Here is a 22,912-nt window from a genome sequence, read left to right as displayed (position 1 = left end):
TCCGATTTCTGACCTAAATAATAAAAACAATCTCTTGAAAATAAATAATCGATTTTTTTCAATTTATGTCAATATAACAATCCTATTAGAATTGCCTATTTTCTACTATTCACAGTAGTAAAAATAAAATTTATGCCAAATAACCATAGCAACATTAATGATATAACTTAAGTTATCGACAAATATGAAGCCTGTTAACTAAAAAACCTCTATTAACTCAAATTCTTCAAATATTAATTCCATATCTGGAGAGTAGGTGCCTTCTCGCATAAAGAATTCTTTATGTCCTTGTTGCCAATATGACAAGCTTAGATCACCCTCACCTTCTTTACGCGCTAACTGTTCTGTGACTTCAGAAAAACGTACCAATGTTAAAGAGCGTGTTCTGATAACACAAATAGGAACCCCATGGCTATTTAAAATAATATTGTAACCACCAATTGTTGGCGTGACTGGATCACTAAAAAAACCACTTAATGAGCTACATGTTGCTGTTTTTTTTCTTTCAACGACAAGTTGTGCAAGTTCATCAGCAAGCTGCGGATTATCCCCGAAAGACCAACAAATCGCTGTAGGGTATTTCTTTTTTATCAATTCCAGCATGAGATTTTTCTCTCGTTATCTCGAATAAAAAACCAACACCTGATTTTAGTCAGGCATTGGTTATTCCTATATTACTGTATAAAACAATTAATATTGTGATTTAATTGTTTTTGCGATCTCAGCGACGACATTCTGCCATCCTTCCCCTAGCGTACGTACCAGAGCCGGATAGCCATCTTCCGTTTGTGTTAACGCGACAGAAAAAGGCTGACTAATCACTTTATTGCCTTGAGTGTAGATCCAATCACCAGCAATAATCACTTTGCCGTCATATCGACCTTGAAAATAATTAACATTGACAGTCAATTTAGCAAGTTTATCTTCAATAGGTTGTGTCGAAACCACTCGATTAGGGAATTCTTTTGCTAATCCCACAACCAGATTTTGCTGTAGCTGTTGATCAAGCGGGTTTATCCACAAATGTTGGTTAGCAACGGTATAATTGATATCACTGGTTTGATAGACAATGCCCGTGTTAACTAACATATCAGATAAACGGATAGGCTGAACCCAAATCTGATCTTGCTTTGCGCTCTCAGTGGTTGTAACAACCTTATTATTTGCACCTTGATAAACATCAGGTAATTGATAATAAGCTTTATCAGGCACACTTGAACAAGCCGTCAGCATCAATACCGCGATCCCAATAATATATTTCATTATTTTTCAGCCCTCTTTGGTTCAGGATCTTTACCTTGTTGTGCTTCAAAAATTAATGCGTTGCTCTTATTGTTTAAGGTCTTCAATAGCGGTTGCATCTCTCTGAGCACTTGATCTAAGCGTTGCATATTATCAACCATTTTACTGTATGCCGGTGAGCCAGGTTGGAAACCTTGCATACTGCGATTGATCTCTTTTAATGACTGTTGAATATCATTAGGCAGTTTTTGGAAGTCATCACTACCAATCATAGCATTTAATGATTTCAGAGTTTCCTTCGCTTCAGCAACCGCTTTTTGACTTTCGGTTAATGTCGCAGTCATCTCTTTCAACATTGGCTCAACAGGAAGATTGTTGATCTTATCCAATGAAGTCATCACTTTTTGCTGAATTTGCGTTAAACCAGAACTGACTGTGGGTATTTGTGGTAATCCTGCAACAGTTTGTGGCCCTTTCCAAGGTTCAACATCTTGATAAAAGTCCAGATCAATATACAGCGCACCTGTTAATAGATTGCCTGATTTTAACGATGCTCTTAATCCATTTTCAGCAGCAGAAGAAAGCTCTTTTACGAAATCAAAACTTTCACCTACATCATTCGCAAAACGTTCCGGCTCAACATGGATAAGCACAGGAATACGGAAATCTTTATCTAACGATTGTTGCATTTCTTGGGTGTAATAGGGTACTTGAACAACCGTACCCATTCTAATACCACGGAACTCAACTGGCGCTCCGGCTTGTAATCCTCTTATAGAATCAGAGAAAAACATAATATAGCTACGGTAATCGGTATATAACGAATTTTGAATACTCTTTTCGTTATCATAAAGTTTAAATTCTGTTTTAGGGGCTATAGCTTCACCAGGTAACCACCCCGTAGGCACATCAAAACTCACCCCACCGCTAAACAGTGTGGAAAGCGAAGCCATTTCAACACGAACCCCTGATGATGACATATCAAATGCAATGCCTGAATCTTTCCAGAAACGAACATTCGACGTGACCATTTTGTCATAAGGTGCTTTGATAAAAAGCTGGTAGTGCATATCTCGGCTTTCAATATTAAATTCACTCGTCTCAACCGAGCCGACTTGATAACCCCTAAATAATACCGGATCACCTGCATTAAGCTGGCCTGCTCTTTCACTGACTAAATTAATGCGTATCCCCTTTGCATCCGGAGAGGCCAGTGGCGGAGAGTCCAATAAATTAAATTCATCCTGCTCTTTGCCTGTTAAACCGGGTTGTAGCTCAATATAAGCACCTGAGAGTAGAGTACCTAAACCAGTGACACCTTCTTTTCCCACTTGTGGTTTAACCACCCAAAAAGCGGTATCAGCACGCAGTAGCTCTTTCATTTCATTATCGAGACGAGCTTTGATGATCACTCGACTAAAATTACTATCTAATGTCACACTTTCGACTAGGCCAATATCAACACTACGGCTCTTTATTTTAGTTTTACCTGCTTCAATACCATCAGCATTATAGGTTATTAATGTGACTTCAGGACCTTGATGACTGAAATGATAATAAAGTATCCAAGCTCCTATCAATAACGTAACAAGAGGTATTATCCAAACTGGAGACCAGCTTTTCAGTTTATTAATTTTTGCTTGTGTTAAAGCAGTATCGTTCTTTTCAGTCACCCTTAGGCTCCTTAATCATGGGTTTATCATCATCGGCAGTACATTTATCCCATGTTAACCGAGGATCAAACATCATTGCAGAGAACATCGTTAATACGACAACCAATGCAAATAGCACTACACCAAAATCGGGATAGATACTCATCAGACGTCCCATTCTGACTAATGAAGCTAAAACAGCGATAACAAAAACGTCAATCATTGACCAACGCCCTACATATTCGACCACTTCATAGAGAAAGTGCATTCTCGCCGGATCACGTTTTCCTTTGGCTTTATGTGCATCCCAACATAACCAACCGATAGCCACCATTTTTAAACTAGGTACCATAATACTGGCAATAAAAATAACCATTGCCACAGGATATGAGCCATCTTCCCAAAGTAAGATAACCCCAGCCATTATGGTTGAGTAAAGATTATTACCCAGCGACTCCGTCACCATAATCGGCAATAGGTTAGCCGGAATATAAAGAATTAAAGAAGTAATTAAGAAAGAGAGCGTCCATTGCAAACTATGAGGTTTTCTCGCATACCCTTTTACTTCACAACGACTACATTCATATTGATCAGCCGGTAAAATAGCAGTGCAAGAACGACATAATCTTACTCCTTGCTTTAAACCTGTTTTACCTGATTCAATTTTAGGATAAGCGGGTCGCGATTCTAGTTTTTCCCATAATGTATGGCGATCTAAACATTGAAATGCACGAATTTGTAATAAGCAGTAAAGTACATAAGGTAGGAAGCTTAACCCTAAGCCGATATCACCATACGCCATTAACTTGACAAAACTGACTAAAATACCGGCTAAAAAAATCTCTGCCATACACCACGATTTTAATTGGAAAAGAATTCGTGATAGCCAAATTTGTAATTTTCTTGGCAGCTTAATGGGTGTACAAAGCAGTAAAATAGCTATCATGCAGAAAGCAGGAACCACTTGTACAAAGAGTAAAAAGAAAGCGCCTAGCTCAACATAATTTTCGCTAAACATCACATTTGGGATCTGCATTAAAGTAATGTTATTGGTAATTCCTGCCACTTCCATACTGACAAAAGTAAATTGGCAAGCCATTAATAACATAAATAATGCACTAATCGCCAAGGCTACTGGCTGATAAAAAGGTTGTCGCCAACGTGCTGTTAGCAAAGTGTGACAACGTGGACAGGTCGCCTTGGTTCCTTGGGCTAATTCAGGAACACTCACTACCAGATCGCACTGAGGGCACAATATTTGCTCATGTTGTTCTTCATGACAAGAATGTTGACCCGAACACACAACGGCACCTCTCATTTATTTGATAATCAATAAACAACAATAAGTATAGAGACTAAAACGGGGCATTATGCCCCGTTATGAGTTGGCATACGTTATTCACCGTTTTGCATCATCTCCAACTCTTGCCATCTATCAAAAGCTGTTTCAAGTTCATTTTCCTTATCAGCTAATGCTTTTAGCACTTTTTCTGTCTCTTCATGAGGACGTGTAAAGAAATCAGCTGCAGCCACTTCTTCTTGTAAACAACCTAATTCCTCTTCTAAACGTTCCAGTTTAGCGGGCAGTTGTTCAAGCTCGCGGATCAAATGATAGCTTAACTTATTGTTACTTCGTGTAGCCTTTTTGGCGTTCTGTTTTGGTTTAGTCTCTTTTTCAGTTTTTTCTGGTGCATTACGTGACTTATTCGCTTCATTTTTAAGAGAAACAGACTGTGCCCGCTGCTGCTGCGCATCATAATAGCCACCAACATAGCTATTGATTACGCCATCACCTTCAAAGATCCAACACTCCGTAACACTATTATCAACAAATTCACGATCATGGCTAACCAACAACACAGTGCCTTGATAAGCATCCACCAGCTCTTCTAATAGTTCTAATGTTTCAACATCAAGATCATTAGTTGGTTCATCAAGAATAAGTAAATTGCTTGGTTTTAAGAACAAACGAGCAAGCAATAGACGATTTCTTTCGCCCCCCGAAAGTGCTCTAACAGGTGTCATGGCACGTTTTGGTGGAAATAAGAAATCTTGCAAATAACCTAAAACATGACGAGGACGACCATTTACCATCACCTCTTGCTTACCTTCTGCAAGGTTATCCATCACTGTTTTATCAGGATCAAGTGTGGCACGGTGTTGATCAAAATAAGCAACTTCTAATTTAGTGCCGCAATGAATACGACCACTATCTGCTTTTAAATCCCCTAACATCAATTTGAGTAGTGTGGTTTTACCACAACCATTAGGGCCAACTAAGGCAATTTTATCTCCTCGTTGTACTTTTGCAGAGAAGTCCCGAACGAGCCTACGCGTACCGATGCTATAATTAACATCTTCTAATTCAAACACAATTTTACCTGAGCGCGTTGCTTCTTCGACCTGCATACGAGCACTACCTAATACTTCGCGACGTTCACTTCGTTCAACTCGCAATGCTTTTAATGCCCGTACACGACCTTCATTACGAGTCCGGCGAGCTTTGATCCCTTGACGTATCCATGCTTCTTCTTGCGCTAATTTCCGGTCAAACTCAGCATTTTGTTGCTCTTCAACACGCAATGCTTCTTCTTTACTTTCCAGATATTTATCGTAATTTCCCGGCCATGAGGATAGTTTTCCGCGATCTAAATCAATAATGCGGGTTGCCATATTACGAATAAATGATCGGTCATGGGAAATAAAGACAATGCTACCTTGGAAATCCTTTAAGAATTTCTCTAACCATAAGATAGTTTCTATATCTAGATGGTTGGTGGGCTCATCCAAAAAGAGCACTTTCGGTGCGCTCACTAATGCGCGCCCTAATGCGGCTTTTCTTAACCATCCACCAGAAAGTGAGGAAAGCTCAGCTTCGCCATTTAACCCTAATTTTTCCAGTACTTCAGCAATACGGCTATCTAATAACCAGAGATTACGGTTATCGAGCACTTCTTGTAACTGAGCTAATCGATTAAGATTTTTTTCAGAAGGGTCCGTTTCTATTACCTTTGAAACACGATGATATTCGGTAATATATTGCGCATCTTCTGCAACGCCTTGCGCGACAAAATCAAAAATGGTGCCTTCGATATCTCTGGGGGGATCTTGTTGTAAACGTGCAGTCACCAGATCTTGTTCATACACCACTTGCCCATCATCTAAGGGCTGCTCTTTGGCTAACACTCTTAATAGGGTCGATTTTCCGGCACCATTGCGACCGACTAAACAAACGCGTTCATTTTCATCAATAAACAAGTCTGTATTATCTAATAAAGGGGCATCACTAAACGCTAAATAAGCCCCAGTCAAACTAATTAACGGCATTGTAAATTATTCCTCACCAGCATGATTTAATAGCCAGCAATTGTGGATTTGGCGGTTACGTGCAAAATCTTGCGATAACGTTTTTTGTGTTATCTCTTTTGCTGTTAACCCAATATTCGCTAATGCTTCATGATCCATTTTGAAACCACGTTTATTATTTGAGAACATAATTGTTCCGCCTTTTCTTAATAAACGCTTTAGATGTTTCATTAATTCAATATGATCACGTTGTACATCAAAGGTATTTTCCATGCGTTTTGAATTAGAGAACGTCGGAGGATCGATAAAAATCACATCAAACTGTTCATTACTTTGGCTTAGCCACTGTAAGCAATCCGCCTGCATTAAACGATGTTGTCTACCTGATAATCCATTTGCTTGAAAGTTTTTCTCAGCCCATTCAAGATAAGTTCGTGACATATCTACTGTTGTGGTACTTTTAGCTCCCCCCAACCCAGCATGGACTGACGCGCTACCGGTATAAGCAAAGAGATTTAAAAAGTCTTTTCCTTTGCTCATTTCACCTAACATTTTGCGTGCAATGCGGTGATCTAAAAACAGTCCAGTATCGAGATAGTCGGTTAAATTCACCCAGAATTTGGCACCAAACTCATCAACTAAAAAGAAATCCCCTTTCTCTGCCATTTTTTCATATTGTTGTTTACCTTTTTGGCGTTGACGAGTTTTTAAAATTAGTTGATCAGAGCGTAATGCCAAAACCTCCATGGTGGCACTAATCACATCAAATAAACGCTGGCGTGCTTTATGTTCATTAATGGTTTTTGGAGGTGCATACTCTTGGATCACCACTTTTTCGCCATAGCGATCTACCGCAACATTATATTCTGGTAAATCAGCATCATATAAGCGATAACACTCAATTTGCTGTTGTTTTGCCCATTTTGCGAGTTTTTTCTCATTTTTACGTAAACGGTTAGCAAAATCTTCCGCCAGTCGTGTATTAATCGTCGAAGGTGTTTCTGATAATAAATAGTTTTTTTGTACACAATCTAACGGGCCATTTTTAGCTTTAAATTCACGCTCAGCACGTAACTGAATACAGCTTAACAATTCAGGAGAAGCACTAAAAAGTGATAATCGCCATCCTGGGAAATGGGCTTTTACCGCTCGTCCTAACTGGCTATGTAAGGCAATGAGTGCGGGTTCACTTTCTAAACGTTCACCATAAGGCGGGTTACTAATAATCGTCCCTTTAACACCCGTGGATACTGGATTAGTCAGTTTTGCTGCATCACCTTGGGTAAAAGTAATTAAATCGGCCACATCCGCACGACGTGCGTTGGCTCTTGCCATATCTAATACACGTTTATCCACATCGAAACCATAAAAACGCGCTTGAGTATTCTTTTTACCTTCACGGAAGCGGGCAAATGCTTCATGAGTGACTTCTTTCCATAGCGCTTCATTATGTCCTAACCAATGACGAAAACCCCAATGGACTCGATTTAAAGCGGGGGCACAATCCGTCGCCATCATTGCTGCTTCAATAAGTAAAGTACCTGAGCCACACATAGGATCAATTAATGGTGTATCGGTTTTCCAACCTGAACGCATAATAATCGCTGCGGCTAGATTCTCTTTTAGCGGTGCTTGCCCTGTTAAGTCACGATAACCACGTTGATGTAATCCATCGCCACTGAGATCTAAAGATAATGACGCTTTTTCTTTATGTAGATGTATAGTTAAACGAATATCCGGTGATTGCTTAGCAACATCCGGTCGTTGTCCTATTTTACGTTGGAATGAATCGACGATAGCATCTTTCGCTTTTAATGCACCATATTGGCTATTACGGATCACATCATTAGTGCCATTAAAGTGAATAGCAAAAGTATGATTAACTGTAAATACTTCGCTCCAATCAATTGCTTGCACACCAAGGTATAAATCTAGATCACTGTAGACATTAAATTCATTTAGCGGAAGCATGATGCGAGAAGCTAAACGGCTCCAGAGCAAAGACTGATACATGGTTTTATCATCAGCACGGAAATAGACACCACCTTGCGTAATCTGGCAAGACTGGGCACCAAGGTGTTCAAGTTCAGTTTTTAATAATTCTTCCAGACCTCGGCCTGTGCTGGCAAACAGAGAGCGCATAATATTGTTACCACCTAAAATAAAATTGTTGGGCATTATAGCTAATTGTATTACGTTGTCATAAAGTTACTGACGATAAAAAAATAATAAAACCTTTTTGGGAGCACTGATGATCAACGTATCACGCCTTTATATACACCCTGTAAAATCAATGAAAGGGACTCGTCTTTCTCAAGCCTTTGCCCGTGAAAGCGGCTTCACGTTTGATCGTGATTTTATGATAACGACCCCTGAGGGGACATTTATCACCGCACGTAAATACCCTTTGTTGCTGTGTTTTATTCCCACTGTAATGACAAATGGTATTTATATTCAAGCACCCGATGGTGAAGGAATTGCCATTACTTATCAGGATTTTCAATCTTCATTACAACCAACTGAAGTGTGGGGAAATCATTTTACCGCTTATGTTGCCCCAGATGAAATAAATCAATGGTTCAGCCGCTATTTAGGCATGGATGTACAACTTCGCTGGACGGGTGAAAAATCAACACGTCGAGTAAAAAAATCTCCTGAAACCGCGGTTTCTTTCGCTGACGGTTACCCTTATCTATTGATTAATGAAGCCTCATTTCAGTCTCTGCAACAGCGTTGCCCAGCTTCAATCAATATTGAGCAATTTCGCGGTAATATCATCATCACAGGTGCAAAACCTTTTGCAGAAGATAGCTGGCAAACAATCCGTATTGGCTCTGTCGTCATGGACTTAGTCAAGCCTTGCAGCCGCTGCATTATGACCACTATCAGTATCGATAAAGGCATTAAGCATCCTACCACAGAACCGTTAGCAACACTGCAAACATTCCGTACAGATGAAAAAGGCGATGTGGATTTTGGTCAAAATATTATCATTCGCCAATCAGGTATTATTCGTGTTGGGGATAAAGTTGAAATATTAGCTTATAAAGAAGCGAAATCTTATTTACAAACAACAGAGCAAACAACCGAACCGGCAACTGACAATGCGGTTACAGCAGCCTCCGCTCAAGAGCCAAAACAAGCTGTCACTATTGAATTTAATGGCATCAGCTTTGCCGGGAATAATCAAGAGGTGTTGTTAGAGCAACTGGAAAATCACGGTTATGCTATTCCCTATAGTTGTCGTGCGGGGATTTGTGGCTCTTGTGTTATTCAATTAGATGAAGGTGATGTCAATGCATTAAAAGCAGGTGCCATAAAACGTTCTGGCAGAATACTCGCATGTAGTTGTGTTCCTAAAGGCAATGTAAAACTTTCACTTAATAAAAAATAACGCTTATCTTTATCACAAATAAAAAGAAGGTAAACTGTCCTTATCTTCTTTTTATTTTGCATGATCTGCTCTGCTGATTAAGAATCATCTCATCAATAACTCAATTTTAAATTAACTATAAACTCACTTTATTTACTTTTATAAATTTGTTGCAAAAAGAGAATAATGCAGATTTGATTTTAGGAAGTGTTGTTTAAGGCCAATTGTTTTTAGCATATTATAAACAATAAGTGAAAATAAAAGAGTAAGTCCTTTTTACTCTTTTATTAGATGACTTTTTCGTACAAAAACGATCTTGGCTCAGACTGTTTATGATATTCACTTAACCGATCATTCATGATTTTTAGTGGATCACAAAACGTTAGTGTTCTATCAAATAATGCTAACTGAGGCTGGGCTAATAAGCATAAACAGGCTTGCTCTCCCACTTCCGCCACTAAAAAAAGCACTTTTTCATTGCTATCTTTCAATGCGGTTTCCACCACTTGAGCTAAATAAGGGCGGGTTGATGAATGACTCACTTCAAAATACCAGCTCTTAGGCATTAATGGCTTTAAAAAACGATGGGCTATTAATGCGTTTAACGCTAATTCTGCTCGCGACTCAGAAGGCATATCAATCTGGCGGATTTGCTCATCATATCCATAATAAAGAGCAGCATCATCAACAGTAAAAGGTGATGATTGATGAGCAGTTGCACTTAGCATTTTACTTGGAAAGCGACTACGAAAAATCATTCCATTAGCTAAATCGAGCATCAACTTTTGTTGCTCGTCATCAAAATACCAACGCCAGCGATCATCGGGTTTTATTATCACTAATTATTCCCCCTTCGATTTATTACCTGCTTTTTTCTCTGATACTCAATATTAAATAACCTAAATAAAATATTTAATACCACCTAACAAAAACAGGGTTCATTTTTTTATTAATTAAGCACAATCACTGCCATTTAATAAAAAATAATCAACTAGAGGCAATATAAACGAGTTAAGGGCAGAAGAAAAGCCCTTAACTGATTATTGAATGTAATTAAATATGATTAATTATAGATTTTATAAGTGCAGGACCATGATAAATGAATCCTGAATAGACTTGTATTAAAGAAGCACCTGCATCCATTTTTTCGCGTGCGGCAGTCAATGAATCAATCCCCCCTACCCCAATAATAGGTAAAGCGCCTTTTAACTCTTCATTTAGTTGTCGAATGATTTGTGTACTTTTTGATTGAACCGGACGACCGCTTAATCCACCGGCTTCATTGCAGTGATCTAATCCACTCACTAATGATTTGTCTAATGTTGTATTGGTCGCAATTACGCCATCAATATGGTGACGCACTAAGCTATCTGCAACTTGGATTAATTCTTCATGAGTAAGATCAGGGGCAATTTTAACGGCCACAGGCACATATTTTTGATATTTCCCTTGTAACTCAAGTTGTTTATTTTTAATCGCAGATAATAAATCGTCTAATACTTCACCATATTGGAGTGTCCGTAAGCCGGGGGTGTTAGGTGAAGAGATGTTAATCGCAATATAACCTGCATAAGGGTAAACTTTTTCCATACAGATTAAGTAATCATCTTTTCCTTGCTCTACGGGGGTATCTTTATTTTTACCGATATTAATACCCAGCACACCACCATATTGAGATTGTTTTACATTCTCTATTAGGTTATCAACCCCTAAATTATTAAACCCCATTCGATTAATTAAGCCTTCAGCTTCTACTAAGCGAAAGAGACGCGGTTTGTCATTACCTACTTGTGCTCGTGGTGTAACAGTACCCACTTCAATAAAGCCAAAACCCATTGCCCCTAAAGCATCAATGCAATCACCATTTTTATCAAGGCCGGCGGCAAGACCGAGAGGATTTTTAAATGAAAGTCCCATACAAGAAACGGGTTTGGCAGGAAGTGATTGTTGAATAAGAAATTGAAATGGGGAATGAGATAAGCGTTTTAACTGACGAAAGGTAAAATCATGGGCACGTTCAGGATCTAGCCGAAACAATGCCTTCCTTACTAAGGAATAATACATACGATCTCCATTGAGAATATCGGGTATTAGGAATGATATGTCTACGACGATTTAAGCGTCGAGCATCATATAGATAAAAGCACGAAAAGTAAACGTTTCAATTGCACAATTCACCATAAAAAATCCCCAGAATATGCTGGGGATCTAATTATCATGCTAACTTAATACCTTCTTATCACTTACTTAGTGATAGCGATATAGTGTTAATCCGCTAATGCTTTAGTGATTTTCTCATATAAATCACCTGATAAGTTATCAAGGGCTTTTAGCTTTAATAACTCGGCACGCATTTTCTCTTGGCGATTAGCATCATAGCGTTTCAAACGAATAAACGGCTCAATAAGACGAGATGCAACCTGTGGATTTCGGCTATTTAAGTCAGTCAGAATTTCTGTCAATAATAAATAACCTGAGCCATCTTCTGCATGGAAAGCTACAGGGTTATTATTCACAAACGCACCGATTAAAGCACGAGTACGATTTGGGTTAGCTAAAGTAAAAGAGCGATGTGATAGCAAACTGCGTACTGTTTGTAATACATCAGTTGCCGGACTCATTGCTTGTAAGCTAAACCACTTATCCATTACCAAGCCATCTTGATGCCATTTATCATCAAACTCTTGTAATAGTGCCTCTTTACAAGGTAATTGTGCCATTACTGCGGCATTTAAGGCCGCGAGTGCATCGGTCATATTGTCGCTATTGTGATATTGCGCTTCAACCAATTGATTACCCGTTTGCTGGTTTTCAACGGCTAAATAACCCAAGCAGACATTGCGTAAATCACGTTTAGCAATATCACCATGATCGACACGGTAAGCACCGATATGCATTGAGTGATAAACCGCAGAGAACTCATCAGCCATTTCAGTGGCTAAAGTTTTACGAATAAAACCTAAGGCCTGATGAATAGCAATAGGATCGATAATAGCAAAAGCTTCGCCCGCTTCAACATCGGTAGGTAATGTCAGAATAAGTGCCGCCAAGGCAGGATCGATATCTTTATCAAGCAATACAGCACGGAAAGCATCAATCACCATTTCAGGTAAAATTAATGGTTGCCCTTTTTGAACACGCGAAACGTTTTCTTTAATATAACGCCCTAATAAAGATTGCGCCGCATCCCAACGAGAAAAAGCATTACGTGCATGTTTCATTAAGAATGAGAGTTGCTCATCCGTAAAAGGATAATCAAGTTTTACTGGCGCAGAGAATTCTCGCAATAATGAAGGAATTGGCTGTTGAGCAACATCATCAAAAATAAACTGCTGCTCTTCTCTCACCACATTTAATACATTAGAAACCGGCTGACCTTGTGAACGTAAAGGGATAACCTCCCCTTGTTGATTATATAATTCAATATCTAACGGAATATGTAGAACTTGTTTTTCCGCCTGATCTGCCGTTGGTGGCGTCATTTGGCTGACGGTTAATGTATATTGCTGTTTTTGTGCGTCATAGCTATCACGTACAGTCAATACCGGTGTACCTGATTGGCTATACCAACGACGGAATAAAGTCAGGTCAACATTAGAGGCATCTTCCATCGCTTGTACAAAATCATCACAGGTCGCTGCACTACCATCGTGACGATGAATATACATCTGCATACCCGCTTGGAATTTCTCTTCACCGAGTAGCGTGTGGATCATACGGATCACTTCCGCCCCTTTTTCATATACCGTTAAGGTATAGAAGTTATTCATTTCAATTACACTATCTGGACGAATTGGATGAGCCATTGGGCTTGCATCTTCGGCAAACTGTGCTGTACGCATAACACGCACGTTATTGATACGATTAACTGAGCGAGAGCCTAAATCAGAGCTAAATTCTTGATCACGGAAAACCGTTAATCCCTCTTTTAAGCTTAATTGGAACCAGTCACGGCAAGTAATTCGGTTACCTGTCCAGTTATGGAAATATTCATGGCCAATAACAGATTCAATCCCTAAATAATCTTTGTCTGTTGCTGTTTCGCTTTTAGCAAGAACATATTTAGAGTTAAAGACATTAAGCCCTTTATTCTCCATTGCCCCCATATTAAAGAAATCAACAGCGACTATCATATAGATATCGAGATCGTATTCTAAATTAAAGCGTGACTCATCCCATTTCATGGCATTTTTTAGTGATGTCATCGCCCAATCAGCACGATCAAGATTACCTTTATCGACAAATAGCTCTAAAGCAACTTCACGACCACTTTTAGTGTTAAATGTATCGCGTAATACATCAAAGTCTCCCGCCACTAATGCAAAGAGATAACTTGGTTTAGGATGCGGATCTTCCCAAGTCACCCAGTGACGACCATCTTCAAGATCACCTTGTGCAACACGGTTACCATTAGATAATAGATAAGGATACTGTTTTTTATCTGCAGTGATCGTGGTGGTATAGCGCGCTAAAACATCCGGTCTATCTAAATAATAAGTAATATGACGGAAACCTTCCGCTTCACACTGTGTACATAGTGCATCGCCAGAAACATATAACCCTTCTAAAGCGGTATTAGCTGATGGGTTAATCTCATTAACAATTTTTAACGTAAATTGTTCAGGCAATTGGTCAATGATGAGTTTGCCGTTTTCTTCTTTATAGTGTGTCCAAGCAACATCATTAACAAAAATAGATTTTAATGTTAAATCTTCCCCATCTAACACCAACGGCGTTACCGTTGTCGCTAAGCGCTTGCATTGGCTAATAGCAGTAACCTGTGTTTTTTCTTTATCTAAGATAAAATCAAGATGCAAATCAGTGATGGTGTAATCTGGGGCGCGGTAATCTTTACGATATTTAGCAATTCTTTGTTGTGTCATAGAAAAAAGCCTTTTAGTTAACACGACTATTTTACGGTTATATAACCAAAGCTTACTCGTCAAAAAACGGTTTAGCTAGTCGAATATTCAATTGAGCACATTAAAAGTCAATAGAATGTTAATGGAATATTAATATGTGTAACTAATTTATTTGCTAATTGATGCTAACATACTCCCAAATTATGTTTAACGTGGTAAACTCAATAGAGATTTACAGCTTGTTTTTATGTCGCAGAGAAATATTAACGAATAGTGACGCATTATCATCATATTCGGGTATACTCTCCAACCTTAACGATTTAGCTGACATAAAAACGCTCCGTGAGGATGCTTGACGCGCTATGATTTTAGACGCTACACCGATTATTACATCACTGTTGGATACCGATGCATACAAGCTCCACATGCAACAGGCGGTTTACCATCATTATAGTGATATTCCTGTCGTTGCTGAATTCCGCTGCCGGAGTGATGAACGTCTAGGTGAATATGCAACAACCTTACGCCATCAAGTGGATATGATGGCAGACTTGTCATTAACTAATGAAGAGTTTGGCTATCTTCAAAGCCTGCCTTTCTTTAAAAATGACTATCTGCAATGGTTTAAACATTTTCGCTTTAAACCCGAGCAAGTGCATATCGCGACCACTGCTGACAATCAATTGACAATTAAGATAACAGGCCCTTGGCGTGAAGTTATTTTATGGGAAGTTCCTTTGTTAGCATTGGTGAGTGAAATTGTCCATCGTGCTCGTTCGCCACAAATCAGCGCTGATGACGCTGTTATTCAATTACGCAAACTTATCGATATTTTCTATCGTGATGCGGCTGAACAACAGATTGATTTAGCGGATTTCAAATTGATGGATTTTGGTACTCGTCGTCGCTTTTCTTATGATGTGCAACGTGCCATTGTCGATGAATTAAAAAATCATTTCCCTTATCTTATCGGCACCAGTAACTATCATTTTGCTGAGCGTATGCAACTGGCACCCGTAGGCACACAAGCCCATGAATGGTTCCAAGCACATCAGCAAATTAGTCCCGAGCTTGCCAATAGTCAACGGGCTGCATTGCAATCATGGTTAGATGAATACCCAGATCAACTCGGTATTGCACTCACTGATTGTATCACTATGGATGCATTCTTACGTGACTTTGATATGCCATTCGCCAGCCGTTATCAAGGGTTACGTCATGACTCAGGTGATCCGATTGAATGGGGTGAAAAAGCCATTGCTCATTATGAAAAGCTCGGTATCGATCCGATGAGTAAAGTATTGGTATTCTCTGATAGCCTCGACTTTCAGAAAGCCTTAGTACTTTATAAGCATTTCCATAAGCGTATCCGCTTAATTTTTGGTATCGGCACCAGATTGACTTGTAATATTCCGAATATTACACCTCTTAATATTGTGATTAAGCTGGTGGAGTGTAATGGTAAACCTGTTGCTAAATTATCGGATAGTCCAGGTAAAACCATTTGTGAAGATGATGAGTTTGTCGACAAGTTACGTAAAGCCTTTGATGTTCCTCTTGTTAGGCAAGCTTGTTAATAAAGATTAAATCGCTATCTATTCACTCTATCTATTCTATCTATAAAGAAAGGGCCAATATTGCCCTTTCTTTTTGCTATCACCCCCACTATTCGACTGATTTTACCTATTTTTAGCAAAATATTTTCTATAAAGGCTTTTCTCTTGCTGATTCCCTCTTTAAACTGAAATTTCCTACTTGTTTCCTGCGCTATTGCAAGTAACATAGAAAAACTGTCCGACAGGGGCAGAATGAATTTACTAAACAATTATTTTAATTAAACGAAGAGAGATTTATTTATGATCGTTGCGCCTGTAGTCGACGTACTGCAAGGCCGTATCGCGGTTGGCGAAGACGTCACCGTTCGCGGTTGGGTACGTACAAGAAGAGATTCAAAAGCTGGTATCTCATTCCTTACCGTCTATGACGGTTCCTGCTTTAATCCAGTACAGGCCATCATTAATAATAATTTACCGAATTATCAAGATGAAGTGCTGCACTTAACCACAGGTTGCTCTGTGGAAGTCACCGGTAAAATTGTTGAATCTCCGGGTCAAGGTCAGAACTTTGAAATTCATGCGACCAAAGTTGTGGTAGTAGGAATGGTTGATGATCCGGAAACTTATCCGATGGCCGCTAAACGTCACAGCGTTGAGTATCTGCGTGAAGTTGCTCATCTTCGTCCACGCACAAACTTAATTGGTGCTGTTGCACGTGTTCGCCATACCTTGGCACAAGCACTACATCGTTTCTTCGATGAGCAAGGCTTTTTCTGGGTTTCTACGCCATTAATTACGGCGGCGGATACCGAAGGTGCGGGTGAAATGTTCCGTGTCTCTACCTTAGATATGAACAACCTGCCACGTACTGATAAAGGTGAAGTTGATTTTAGCGAAGACTTTTTTGGTCGCGAAGCTTTCTTAACCGTATCAGGACAATTAAACGGCGAAACTTATGCCTCTGCATTAAGTAAAGTCTATACTTTCGGCCCAACTTTCCGCGCTGAGAATTCAAATACTAGTCGTCACTTAGCTGAATTCTGGATGGTTGAACCTGAAGTGGCTTTTGCTGATCTGAATGATATCGCCGGATTAGCAGAAAAAATGCTGAAATATGCCTTTTCTGCCGTGTTAGCTGAGCGCAGAGATGATATGGAGTTTTTTGCTCAACGCGTTGATAAAGAAGCCATTACACGTTTAGAGCACTTTATCGCTTCTGATTTCGCACAAATTGACTACACAGATGCGATTACTGTGTTAGAAAATTGCGGCCAGAAATTTGAAAACCCAGTTTATTGGGGTGTTGACCTCTCCTCCGAGCATGAGCGCTATCTTGCTGAGAAACACTTTAAAGCCCCTGTGGTTGTGAAGAACTACCCGAAAGATATCAAAGCATTCTATATGCGTATGAATGAAGACGGTAAAACAGTTGCGGCAATGGATGTGTTAGCACCAGGTATCGGTGAAATCATTGGTGGTTCTCAACGTGAAGAACGTTTAGAGATGTTTGATAAACGTTTAGCTGAGATGGGTATGAATAAAGAAGACTACTGGTGGTATCGTGATTTACGCCGTTATGGCACAGTACCACACTCTGGTTTTGGTCTCGGCTTTGAACGCTTAGTTGCTTATGTGACTGGCGTCACAAATATTCGTGAAGTGATCCCATTCCCACGTACACCAAGAAATGTCGATTTCTAATAGTTTGATTAATTAGCAGCCAACAAAAAACATTTGTGTTGCTGATTAATTGTACTAACTTTAGTTATACCAGAAGCCAACCTCAGGGTTGGCTTTTTTTATGCATGGCTACAATTTGATGGAAAAGTTCCCCCAAATACACACTTTGAAATACATTGTTACAATTTGTTACACTTTTTTCGATTTTGTAGCAAATTCGGGGTAGATAAAATTTTTTACCAATGGAACACTGTCACCCGACACAGACGACACTTAACTCTCATAAATAGTTCCATAAAAATTAAGAAACTATTTCTGGCAGTGGCAAAGGTGTCTGAATAACACCAATGAGGGTAATAATAATGATGAAGCGCAATATTCTTGCAGTGGTAATCCCAGCTTTAATGTTTGCTGGTGCAGCAAACGCAGCTGAAATGTACAACAAAGACGGCAACAAAGTAGATATCTACGGTAAAGTTGACGTTCGTCATTACTTCGCTGATGCTGATACTAAAGGCGATCATGAAAGCGGTGACGCTTCTCGTGCACGTATCGGTTTCAAAGGCGAAACTCAAATCAATAAAGATTTAACTGGTTTCGGTCGTTTTGAATACGAAGTTAAAACAAACACTACTGAAGGCGAGAACAAAGCCAAAACTCGTCTAGCATATGCTGGTCTGAAATTTGCTGACTTCGGTTCTTTAGATTACGGTCGTAACTACGGTGTAATTTATGACACCAACGCATGGACTGACGTTCTGCCTTTATGGGGTGGTGACTCCATGGCGCAAACTGACGTTTATATGACTAGCCGTACTACTGGCGTATTAACTTACCGTAACACCGATATGTTCGGTTATGTTGATGGTTTAAGCTTTGCTCTGCAATATCAAGGCAAAAATAACGAAAACACCAACAATAAACGTAAAGACAACGCTGAAGCAAATGGCGACGGTTTTGGTTTCTCTACAGCTTATAACTTAGGCTGGGGCGTAACACTGGGTGGTGGTTACTCAAGTTCTGCTCGTACTAACTGGCAAGAACATAAGAGTGATGCTACTGGTAAACGTGCTGAAGCATGGAACGTTGGTGGTAAATTCGAAGCTAACAATGTTTACTTAGCAGCAATGTACGGTGAAACCCGTAACATGAACTACTATGGTGACGGTGCAATTGCAAACAAAACTCAAAATATCGAGTTAACTGCACAGTATGACTTTGCTGATTTAGGTATCAAACCATCTTTAGGTTATGTTCAATCTAAAGGTAAAGATCTGAATAATGGTGTTGGCGGTCTGAAAGACAATAACCATGATTTAGTTAAATATATCTCTGTAGGTTCTTTCTACAAATTTAACAAAAACATGACTGCAGTTGTTGATTACAAAATCAACCTGTTAGATGAAGATGACTTCACTAAAGCTAACGGCGTTGCAACTGACAACGTAGTTGGTTTAGGTCTGACTTATCAGTTCTAATTACCCTTTAAGGTAATTAAACAGTCAAGTTAATTGATTTGAAAAGCAACACTTCGGTGTTGCTTTTTTATTTGCCTATCCTATTTATATTGCTCGCTTTTCTGTTCCTCCTTTTCTAATACTAAGATAAACAGTTTATTATACTAAACTGTTGGTTATTTTTAGTGGTTATATTTACATGTTAATGTAATCACGAAAGATTTACTTATTTACATCTTGTTTTGCTATTTATTCTCACTTAGTTCACAACTTCTTGCTAATTTCTCTACAAACTGTTGGCAAACCGATTCTATAGCGTTACTCTTGTTACTCATAATTCGGCTTCGTTTTGAGCTTAGGGAATAATTACACTATGTTTGAGAAAATCATTGCTGCACCAGCCGATCCTATTCTGGGTTTAGCTGATAGTTTCCGTTCTGATACTCGTGAAAACAAAATTAACTTAGGGATTGGTGTTTATAAGGATGAAACAGGTAAAACACCTGTACTCACCACCGTTAAAAAAGCAGAAAAATATTTATTAGAAAACGAATCCACTAAAAATTATCTTCCTATTAGCGGTATTCCTGAGTTTGGTGCGGTCACTCAAGCACTGTTGTTTGGTGAACAACACCCTATCATCACAGAAAAACGTGCACGTACAGCACAAGCTCCGGGTGGTACTGGGGCATTACGTATTGCTGCGGACTTTATTGCTCAGCAAACTAATGCTAAACGTGTATGGATAAGTAACCCGACTTGGCCCAACCATAATAATATTTTTCAGACTGCAGGCTTAGAGATTTGCCAATATGATTATTATGATGCCGAAAGCCACGGTTTAGATTTTGAAGGTATGCTAGCCAGCCTACAAAATGCACAAGCAGGTGATGTTGTGCTGTTCCACGGATGTTGCCATAACCCAAGTGGTATTGACCCAACGTTAGAGCAATGGCGTCAATTGGCTGCCTTATCCGCAGAGAAAGGTTGGTTACCAGTATTTGACTTTGCTTACCAAGGTTTTGCTAATGGTCTTGAAGAAGACGCGCAAGGCTTACGCCTATTTGCTGAAAGCAATCCTGAGCTGATTGTTGCAAGCTCATATTCAAAAAACTTTGGCCTTTATAATGAGCGTGTAGGTGCTTGCACTATTGTCGCAAAAGAGAGCGATACTGCTGAGAAAGCATTTAGCCAAGCCAAAGCGATTATTCGCGCAAACTACTCTAATCCACCGGCACATGGTGCATCTGTGGTGACCACTATTTTATCTAACCCAGAGTTAAAAGAAGAGTGGATTGAAGAGCTCACCACAATGCGTGAGCGCATTCAGCGTATGCGCCAACTGTTGGTGACAACCTTACAAGAAAAAGGCGCAAAACAAGATTTCAGCTTTATTATTGACCAAAATGGTATGTTCTCATTTAGTGGCCTTAATAAAGAGCAAGTTGAACGTCTACGTGCTGAATATGGTATTTATATTGTCGGCTCTGGTCGTATTAATGTCGCAGGCTTAACACTGGAAAATATGGTTCCATTGTGTGAAGCCATTGTCGCTGTACTTTAATGGCTTTTTCATCGTTTTAAAGCATACAGTTAGATAACACGTTTTATAACCCAACAGCGTTTAATTAGATATGTTGTTGGGTTTTTTATTGTTTTATTCGTGCTGTGGGAAAAAACCATACTGAATTTGTTTTGAAAGCCGTTCGACGTTCAGCCGAAGAAACACTGACAGATCTGCGAGTCATAAATGTTAATTCCGAAGTTTATCAGGAATTTATCAACCCACTTGATGCAACACTTGTAAGCAACGAAACATTACGAAAAACAGTGATGTCTAAATCCCCTTAAGAGGAATGACATTGAAACTGACAGCACCTGAACCACTCAAAATAGGCCATATGCTGGAGGTTTTTCCTCCGGTGAAAAGGCTTTAGAACTCTGGAGGGGTAAGTTCCAATAAGGCCTTGATGTTCACAATAATCCTATTATTTATAAGGTCTCACTATCTTATGCCAAGCGGTTCCATCATACAGATCAACATTATAATCATCAGCTACAACTAAAATCCCATCGCGGACATCCATATGACCTGAGGCGATAACATTTTTATCACCATCCTTGGGACGGATCATTTCTTTACCATTCCAACACTGTAAGCGATAGTCATCACATGCCCATACTTTATCTTCAAACCAGCGTAACTGATTCAGTAAAATAGCCGAACTGCCGTGATAAAGTTTTTCCCATTGGTATTCACGCCCTCGCCATAAACTGCCCCCTTCACCGCCGATATACACATAACCATCAGGGGCACACAATACTGCACTTAATTGCTCATTAGAGGGAAAACCACAAGGGATCCAGATTTCGCCATTATAATGCCAAACATCACCTGCACCGCCAACGGCATACATATCCTGCTCAGAGAAACCATCGAGATCATCAAACCCCATATCTGTATTGAATTTACTCTCTGGAATACCATTTTGTATCTGTTGCCACTGACCAATATCGATTCGTTTATAAATATCTCTTCCTGGGCCAACATAGTAGGCATAACCATCAATACATTTAATATTTATCGGAAAAGCTTCTTTTTCTGGCATAACTTTTTCTAGCGGAAATTTAGATCCACTGCCCATACACTTGACAAACCCACCATCGCCTCTAGATGCAAGCATCCCTTGTTCTTTCGGTTTTAAACAAATACCTACTTTAGGATTATCGAACCCTTCAATTCTAATATAATCAATCGGGTCATCTGGTGTGTCTAAATAAATACATAATAACTGTGAGGGGATTTCGCTGTTCCATAAGTTTCGAGCCTTTTCGTATGGAATATCTTTGCGCAAACAAAAGTACACAATATTTTTATCTCGGATTGCACAACCAGTAAAAATATATCCCTTGATATATTTGGCCCAATGTTTATTAGTTATATACTCCATTATCTTTCTTTCCCTTTTTCAGTTGTTATAGGATCTCATCTAGAACCTTTTGTACACTTTATCCGGCTCATGTTGGTGATAGGTCATTGTATTGGCAATCGCACTGGCTTTCCATAACCGTTTTCAATCCGGCGCCCTAAGATATCGTAGCGGTATTCCGCTCGCTGATACCCTAAGGGCCCTTGGTCGATATCCACCGCGATAATGCGGTGGTCACTGTCATAGTGATAACGTTGCCCCGAGCTACTGCCTTTTTCATAGCGCGATACCATGCGACCAAAACCGTCGTAGCGATAATCAAATTTATCACTGCCTTGTACTTGGTTATGCGGTGCTTCGGTGTGCGGACGAGTCAGTAAATTGGCTGCTGCATCATACAGAAAGTGTTCGGTTTGTGTACCGACCCTAAATGCGCTGTCAACTGCCCAGTGGGTCGTACAGATAACTGTGGTAGTACCAATGTCCGGCGGTAAAAAACTCGCCCGTTTGACCATAACTGACACTGCGCTCGATAAGTTGATTGCGTTTATCCCAACGATAACGACGGTCTATCACCGGGGTCACAAACTGTGAGGCATTCATTTGACGCGCCACTTGGTGCGTAATACGTCCCCGACAGTCATAGCCCGTTTCATTGTCTAAGGCGCCACTGGTGCGCAACGTTTCTCGGTGTAAACGGTCTCGTTGATATTCCGCCAATACCGTCAGTTGCTCATTATCTCGCCATTGCGTTTGTTGTAAATGCCCAGAGCCGTAATACAGGTATTCAAATGCCCGTTGATGGGGCAACTCGGTGCGAGTGATATTACCCAGCACATCATAGTGATGCTGAT

18 protein-coding genes and 1 pseudogene are annotated in these 22,912 nt (G+C 39.7%); 6 read left to right on the top strand and 13 right to left on the bottom strand.

Features of this window, described 5'->3' with window-relative positions; translation table 11 throughout:
• Window positions 1-198: 198 nt before the first annotated feature.
• From AACU98_RS09920 to rlmKL, 6 genes are all read right to left on the bottom strand, one after another.
• Window positions 199-603, bottom strand: a complete 405-nt coding sequence (locus tag AACU98_RS09920; protein WP_004244678.1) for an ASCH domain-containing protein — start codon at window positions 601-603, stop codon at window positions 199-201.
• Between the two features lie 87 nt (window positions 604-690).
• Window positions 691-1,263 carry a membrane integrity-associated transporter subunit PqiC gene (pqiC, locus tag AACU98_RS09915; protein WP_004244677.1) on the bottom strand — a complete coding sequence of 191 codons (573 nt, stop codon included), beginning with the start codon at window positions 1,261-1,263 and terminating at the stop codon, window positions 691-693.
• Window positions 1,263-2,915 carry an intermembrane transport protein PqiB gene (pqiB, locus tag AACU98_RS09910; protein WP_060555344.1) on the bottom strand — a complete coding sequence of 551 codons (1,653 nt, stop codon included), beginning with the start codon at window positions 2,913-2,915 and terminating at the stop codon, window positions 1,263-1,265. The genes pqiC and pqiB overlap by 1 nt, the downstream gene beginning before the upstream one ends.
• On the bottom strand, window positions 2,908-4,197 hold the full coding sequence (pqiA, locus tag AACU98_RS09905) for a membrane integrity-associated transporter subunit PqiA (RefSeq protein WP_004247682.1): 1,290 nt from the start codon (window positions 4,195-4,197) through the stop codon (window positions 2,908-2,910). Before pqiA ends, pqiB begins: the two co-directional genes overlap by 8 nt.
• Before the next feature lie 92 nt (window positions 4,198-4,289).
• Window positions 4,290-6,221, bottom strand: coding sequence for an ABC transporter ATP-binding protein (locus tag AACU98_RS09900; protein WP_004244674.1), 1,932 nt, complete (start codon window positions 6,219-6,221; stop codon window positions 4,290-4,292).
• A gap of 6 nt (window positions 6,222-6,227) precedes the next feature.
• Complete coding sequence (gene rlmKL, locus AACU98_RS09895; RefSeq protein ID WP_004247681.1) at window positions 6,228-8,342, bottom strand: bifunctional 23S rRNA (guanine(2069)-N(7))-methyltransferase RlmK/23S rRNA (guanine(2445)-N(2))-methyltransferase RlmL; 2,115 nt, start codon at window positions 8,340-8,342, stop codon at window positions 6,228-6,230.
• A 109-nt stretch (window positions 8,343-8,451) separates the two neighbouring features.
• Between rlmKL and AACU98_RS09890 the strand changes: the two genes are divergently transcribed.
• Window positions 8,452-9,594 carry a YcbX family protein gene (locus AACU98_RS09890; RefSeq protein ID WP_004244672.1) on the top strand — a complete coding sequence of 381 codons (1,143 nt, stop codon included), beginning with the start codon at window positions 8,452-8,454 and terminating at the stop codon, window positions 9,592-9,594.
• A gap of 266 nt (window positions 9,595-9,860) precedes the next feature.
• Here AACU98_RS09890 and AACU98_RS09885 read toward each other — a convergent pair whose 3' ends face one another.
• The 3 genes from AACU98_RS09885 to pepN form a co-directional block, all read right to left on the bottom strand.
• Complete coding sequence (locus AACU98_RS09885; RefSeq protein ID WP_012367736.1) at window positions 9,861-10,412, bottom strand: cell division protein ZapC; 552 nt, start codon at window positions 10,410-10,412, stop codon at window positions 9,861-9,863.
• A 214-nt stretch (window positions 10,413-10,626) separates the two neighbouring features.
• Complete coding sequence (gene pyrD / locus AACU98_RS09880) at window positions 10,627-11,637, bottom strand: quinone-dependent dihydroorotate dehydrogenase (protein WP_161735875.1); 1,011 nt, start codon at window positions 11,635-11,637, stop codon at window positions 10,627-10,629.
• 203 nt (window positions 11,638-11,840) lie between these two features.
• Window positions 11,841-14,456 carry an aminopeptidase N gene (pepN, locus tag AACU98_RS09875; protein ID WP_094960024.1) on the bottom strand — a complete coding sequence of 872 codons (2,616 nt, stop codon included), beginning with the start codon at window positions 14,454-14,456 and terminating at the stop codon, window positions 11,841-11,843.
• Window positions 14,457-14,797: 341 nt separating this feature from the next.
• Between pepN and pncB the strand changes: the two genes are divergently transcribed.
• Complete coding sequence (gene pncB, locus AACU98_RS09870) at window positions 14,798-16,012, top strand: nicotinate phosphoribosyltransferase (RefSeq protein ID WP_115286666.1); 1,215 nt, start codon at window positions 14,798-14,800, stop codon at window positions 16,010-16,012.
• A gap of 14 nt (window positions 16,013-16,026) precedes the next feature.
• Here pncB and AACU98_RS09865 read toward each other — a convergent pair whose 3' ends face one another.
• Entirely contained in the window at window positions 16,027-16,218 is a 192-nt protein-coding gene (locus AACU98_RS09865; protein WP_017827340.1) for a hypothetical protein, read from the bottom strand.
• 73 nt (window positions 16,219-16,291) lie between these two features.
• Between AACU98_RS09865 and asnS the strand changes: the two genes are divergently transcribed.
• The 4 genes from asnS (at window position 16,292) to AACU98_RS18445 (ending at window position 20,979) form a co-directional block, all read left to right on the top strand.
• On the top strand, window positions 16,292-17,692 hold the full coding sequence (asnS, locus tag AACU98_RS09860; protein ID WP_004244664.1) for an asparagine--tRNA ligase: 1,401 nt from the start codon (window positions 16,292-16,294) through the stop codon (window positions 17,690-17,692).
• A 341-nt stretch (window positions 17,693-18,033) separates the two neighbouring features.
• Complete coding sequence (locus AACU98_RS09855) at window positions 18,034-19,149, top strand: porin (RefSeq protein WP_004247675.1); 1,116 nt, start codon at window positions 18,034-18,036, stop codon at window positions 19,147-19,149.
• Between the two features lie 352 nt (window positions 19,150-19,501).
• Window positions 19,502-20,692: an amino acid aminotransferase gene (locus tag AACU98_RS09850; RefSeq protein ID WP_012367734.1), complete on the top strand. Its 1,191-nt coding sequence runs from the start codon at window positions 19,502-19,504 to the stop codon at window positions 20,690-20,692.
• A gap of 104 nt (window positions 20,693-20,796) precedes the next feature.
• A complete protein-coding gene (locus AACU98_RS18445) occupies window positions 20,797-20,979 on the top strand; it encodes a type II toxin -antitoxin system TacA 1-like antitoxin (protein ID WP_208945646.1) in 183 nt (60 codons plus the stop codon).
• 137 nt (window positions 20,980-21,116) lie between these two features.
• Here AACU98_RS18445 and AACU98_RS09845 read toward each other — a convergent pair whose 3' ends face one another.
• The 3 genes and pseudogenes from AACU98_RS09845 to AACU98_RS09835 all read right to left on the bottom strand — a co-directional run.
• Entirely contained in the window at window positions 21,117-22,079 is a 963-nt protein-coding gene (locus AACU98_RS09845) for a hypothetical protein (protein ID WP_049194410.1), read from the bottom strand.
• A gap of 83 nt (window positions 22,080-22,162) precedes the next feature.
• Window positions 22,163-22,582, bottom strand: coding sequence for a hypothetical protein (locus tag AACU98_RS09840; RefSeq protein WP_161735873.1), 420 nt, complete (start codon window positions 22,580-22,582; stop codon window positions 22,163-22,165).
• A pseudogene (locus AACU98_RS09835) lies at window positions 22,497-22,912 on the bottom strand (hypothetical protein); the annotation flags it as partial. The pseudogene AACU98_RS09835 and the gene AACU98_RS09840, both read right to left, overlap by 86 nt.

It is taken from the genome of Proteus sp. G4380 (assembly GCF_963885725.1).
Classification (GTDB): domain Bacteria; phylum Pseudomonadota; class Gammaproteobacteria; order Enterobacterales; family Enterobacteriaceae; genus Proteus; species Proteus mirabilis.
This window is presented reverse-complemented; position numbering and strand designations above follow the sequence as displayed.

Coding starts and splice junctions, on each gene's coding strand:
- AACU98_RS09920 (WP_004244678.1), bottom strand. CDS start 603: ATGCTGGAATTGATAAAAAAGAAATACCCTACAGCGATTTGTTGGTCT.
- pqiC (WP_004244677.1), bottom strand. CDS start 1,263: ATGAAATATATTATTGGGATCGCGGTATTGATGCTGACGGCTTGTTCA.
- AACU98_RS09900 (WP_004244674.1), bottom strand. CDS start 6,221: ATGCCGTTAATTAGTTTGACTGGGGCTTATTTAGCGTTTAGTGATGCC.
- rlmKL (WP_004247681.1), bottom strand. CDS start 8,342: ATGCGCTCTCTGTTTGCCAGCACAGGCCGAGGTCTGGAAGAATTATTA.
- AACU98_RS09890 (WP_004244672.1), top strand. CDS start 8,452: ATGATCAACGTATCACGCCTTTATATACACCCTGTAAAATCAATGAAA.
- pyrD (WP_161735875.1), bottom strand. CDS start 11,637: ATGTATTATTCCTTAGTAAGGAAGGCATTGTTTCGGCTAGATCCTGAA.
- pepN (WP_094960024.1), bottom strand. CDS start 14,456: ATGACACAACAAAGAATTGCTAAATATCGTAAAGATTACCGCGCCCCA.
- pncB (WP_115286666.1), top strand. CDS start 14,798: ATGATTTTAGACGCTACACCGATTATTACATCACTGTTGGATACCGAT.
- AACU98_RS09865 (WP_017827340.1), bottom strand. CDS start 16,218: ATGTTACTTGCAATAGCGCAGGAAACAAGTAGGAAATTTCAGTTTAAA.
- asnS (WP_004244664.1), top strand. CDS start 16,292: ATGATCGTTGCGCCTGTAGTCGACGTACTGCAAGGCCGTATCGCGGTT.
- AACU98_RS09855 (WP_004247675.1), top strand. CDS start 18,034: ATGATGAAGCGCAATATTCTTGCAGTGGTAATCCCAGCTTTAATGTTT.
- AACU98_RS09850 (WP_012367734.1), top strand. CDS start 19,502: ATGTTTGAGAAAATCATTGCTGCACCAGCCGATCCTATTCTGGGTTTA.
- AACU98_RS09845 (WP_049194410.1), bottom strand. CDS start 22,079: ATGGAGTATATAACTAATAAACATTGGGCCAAATATATCAAGGGATAT.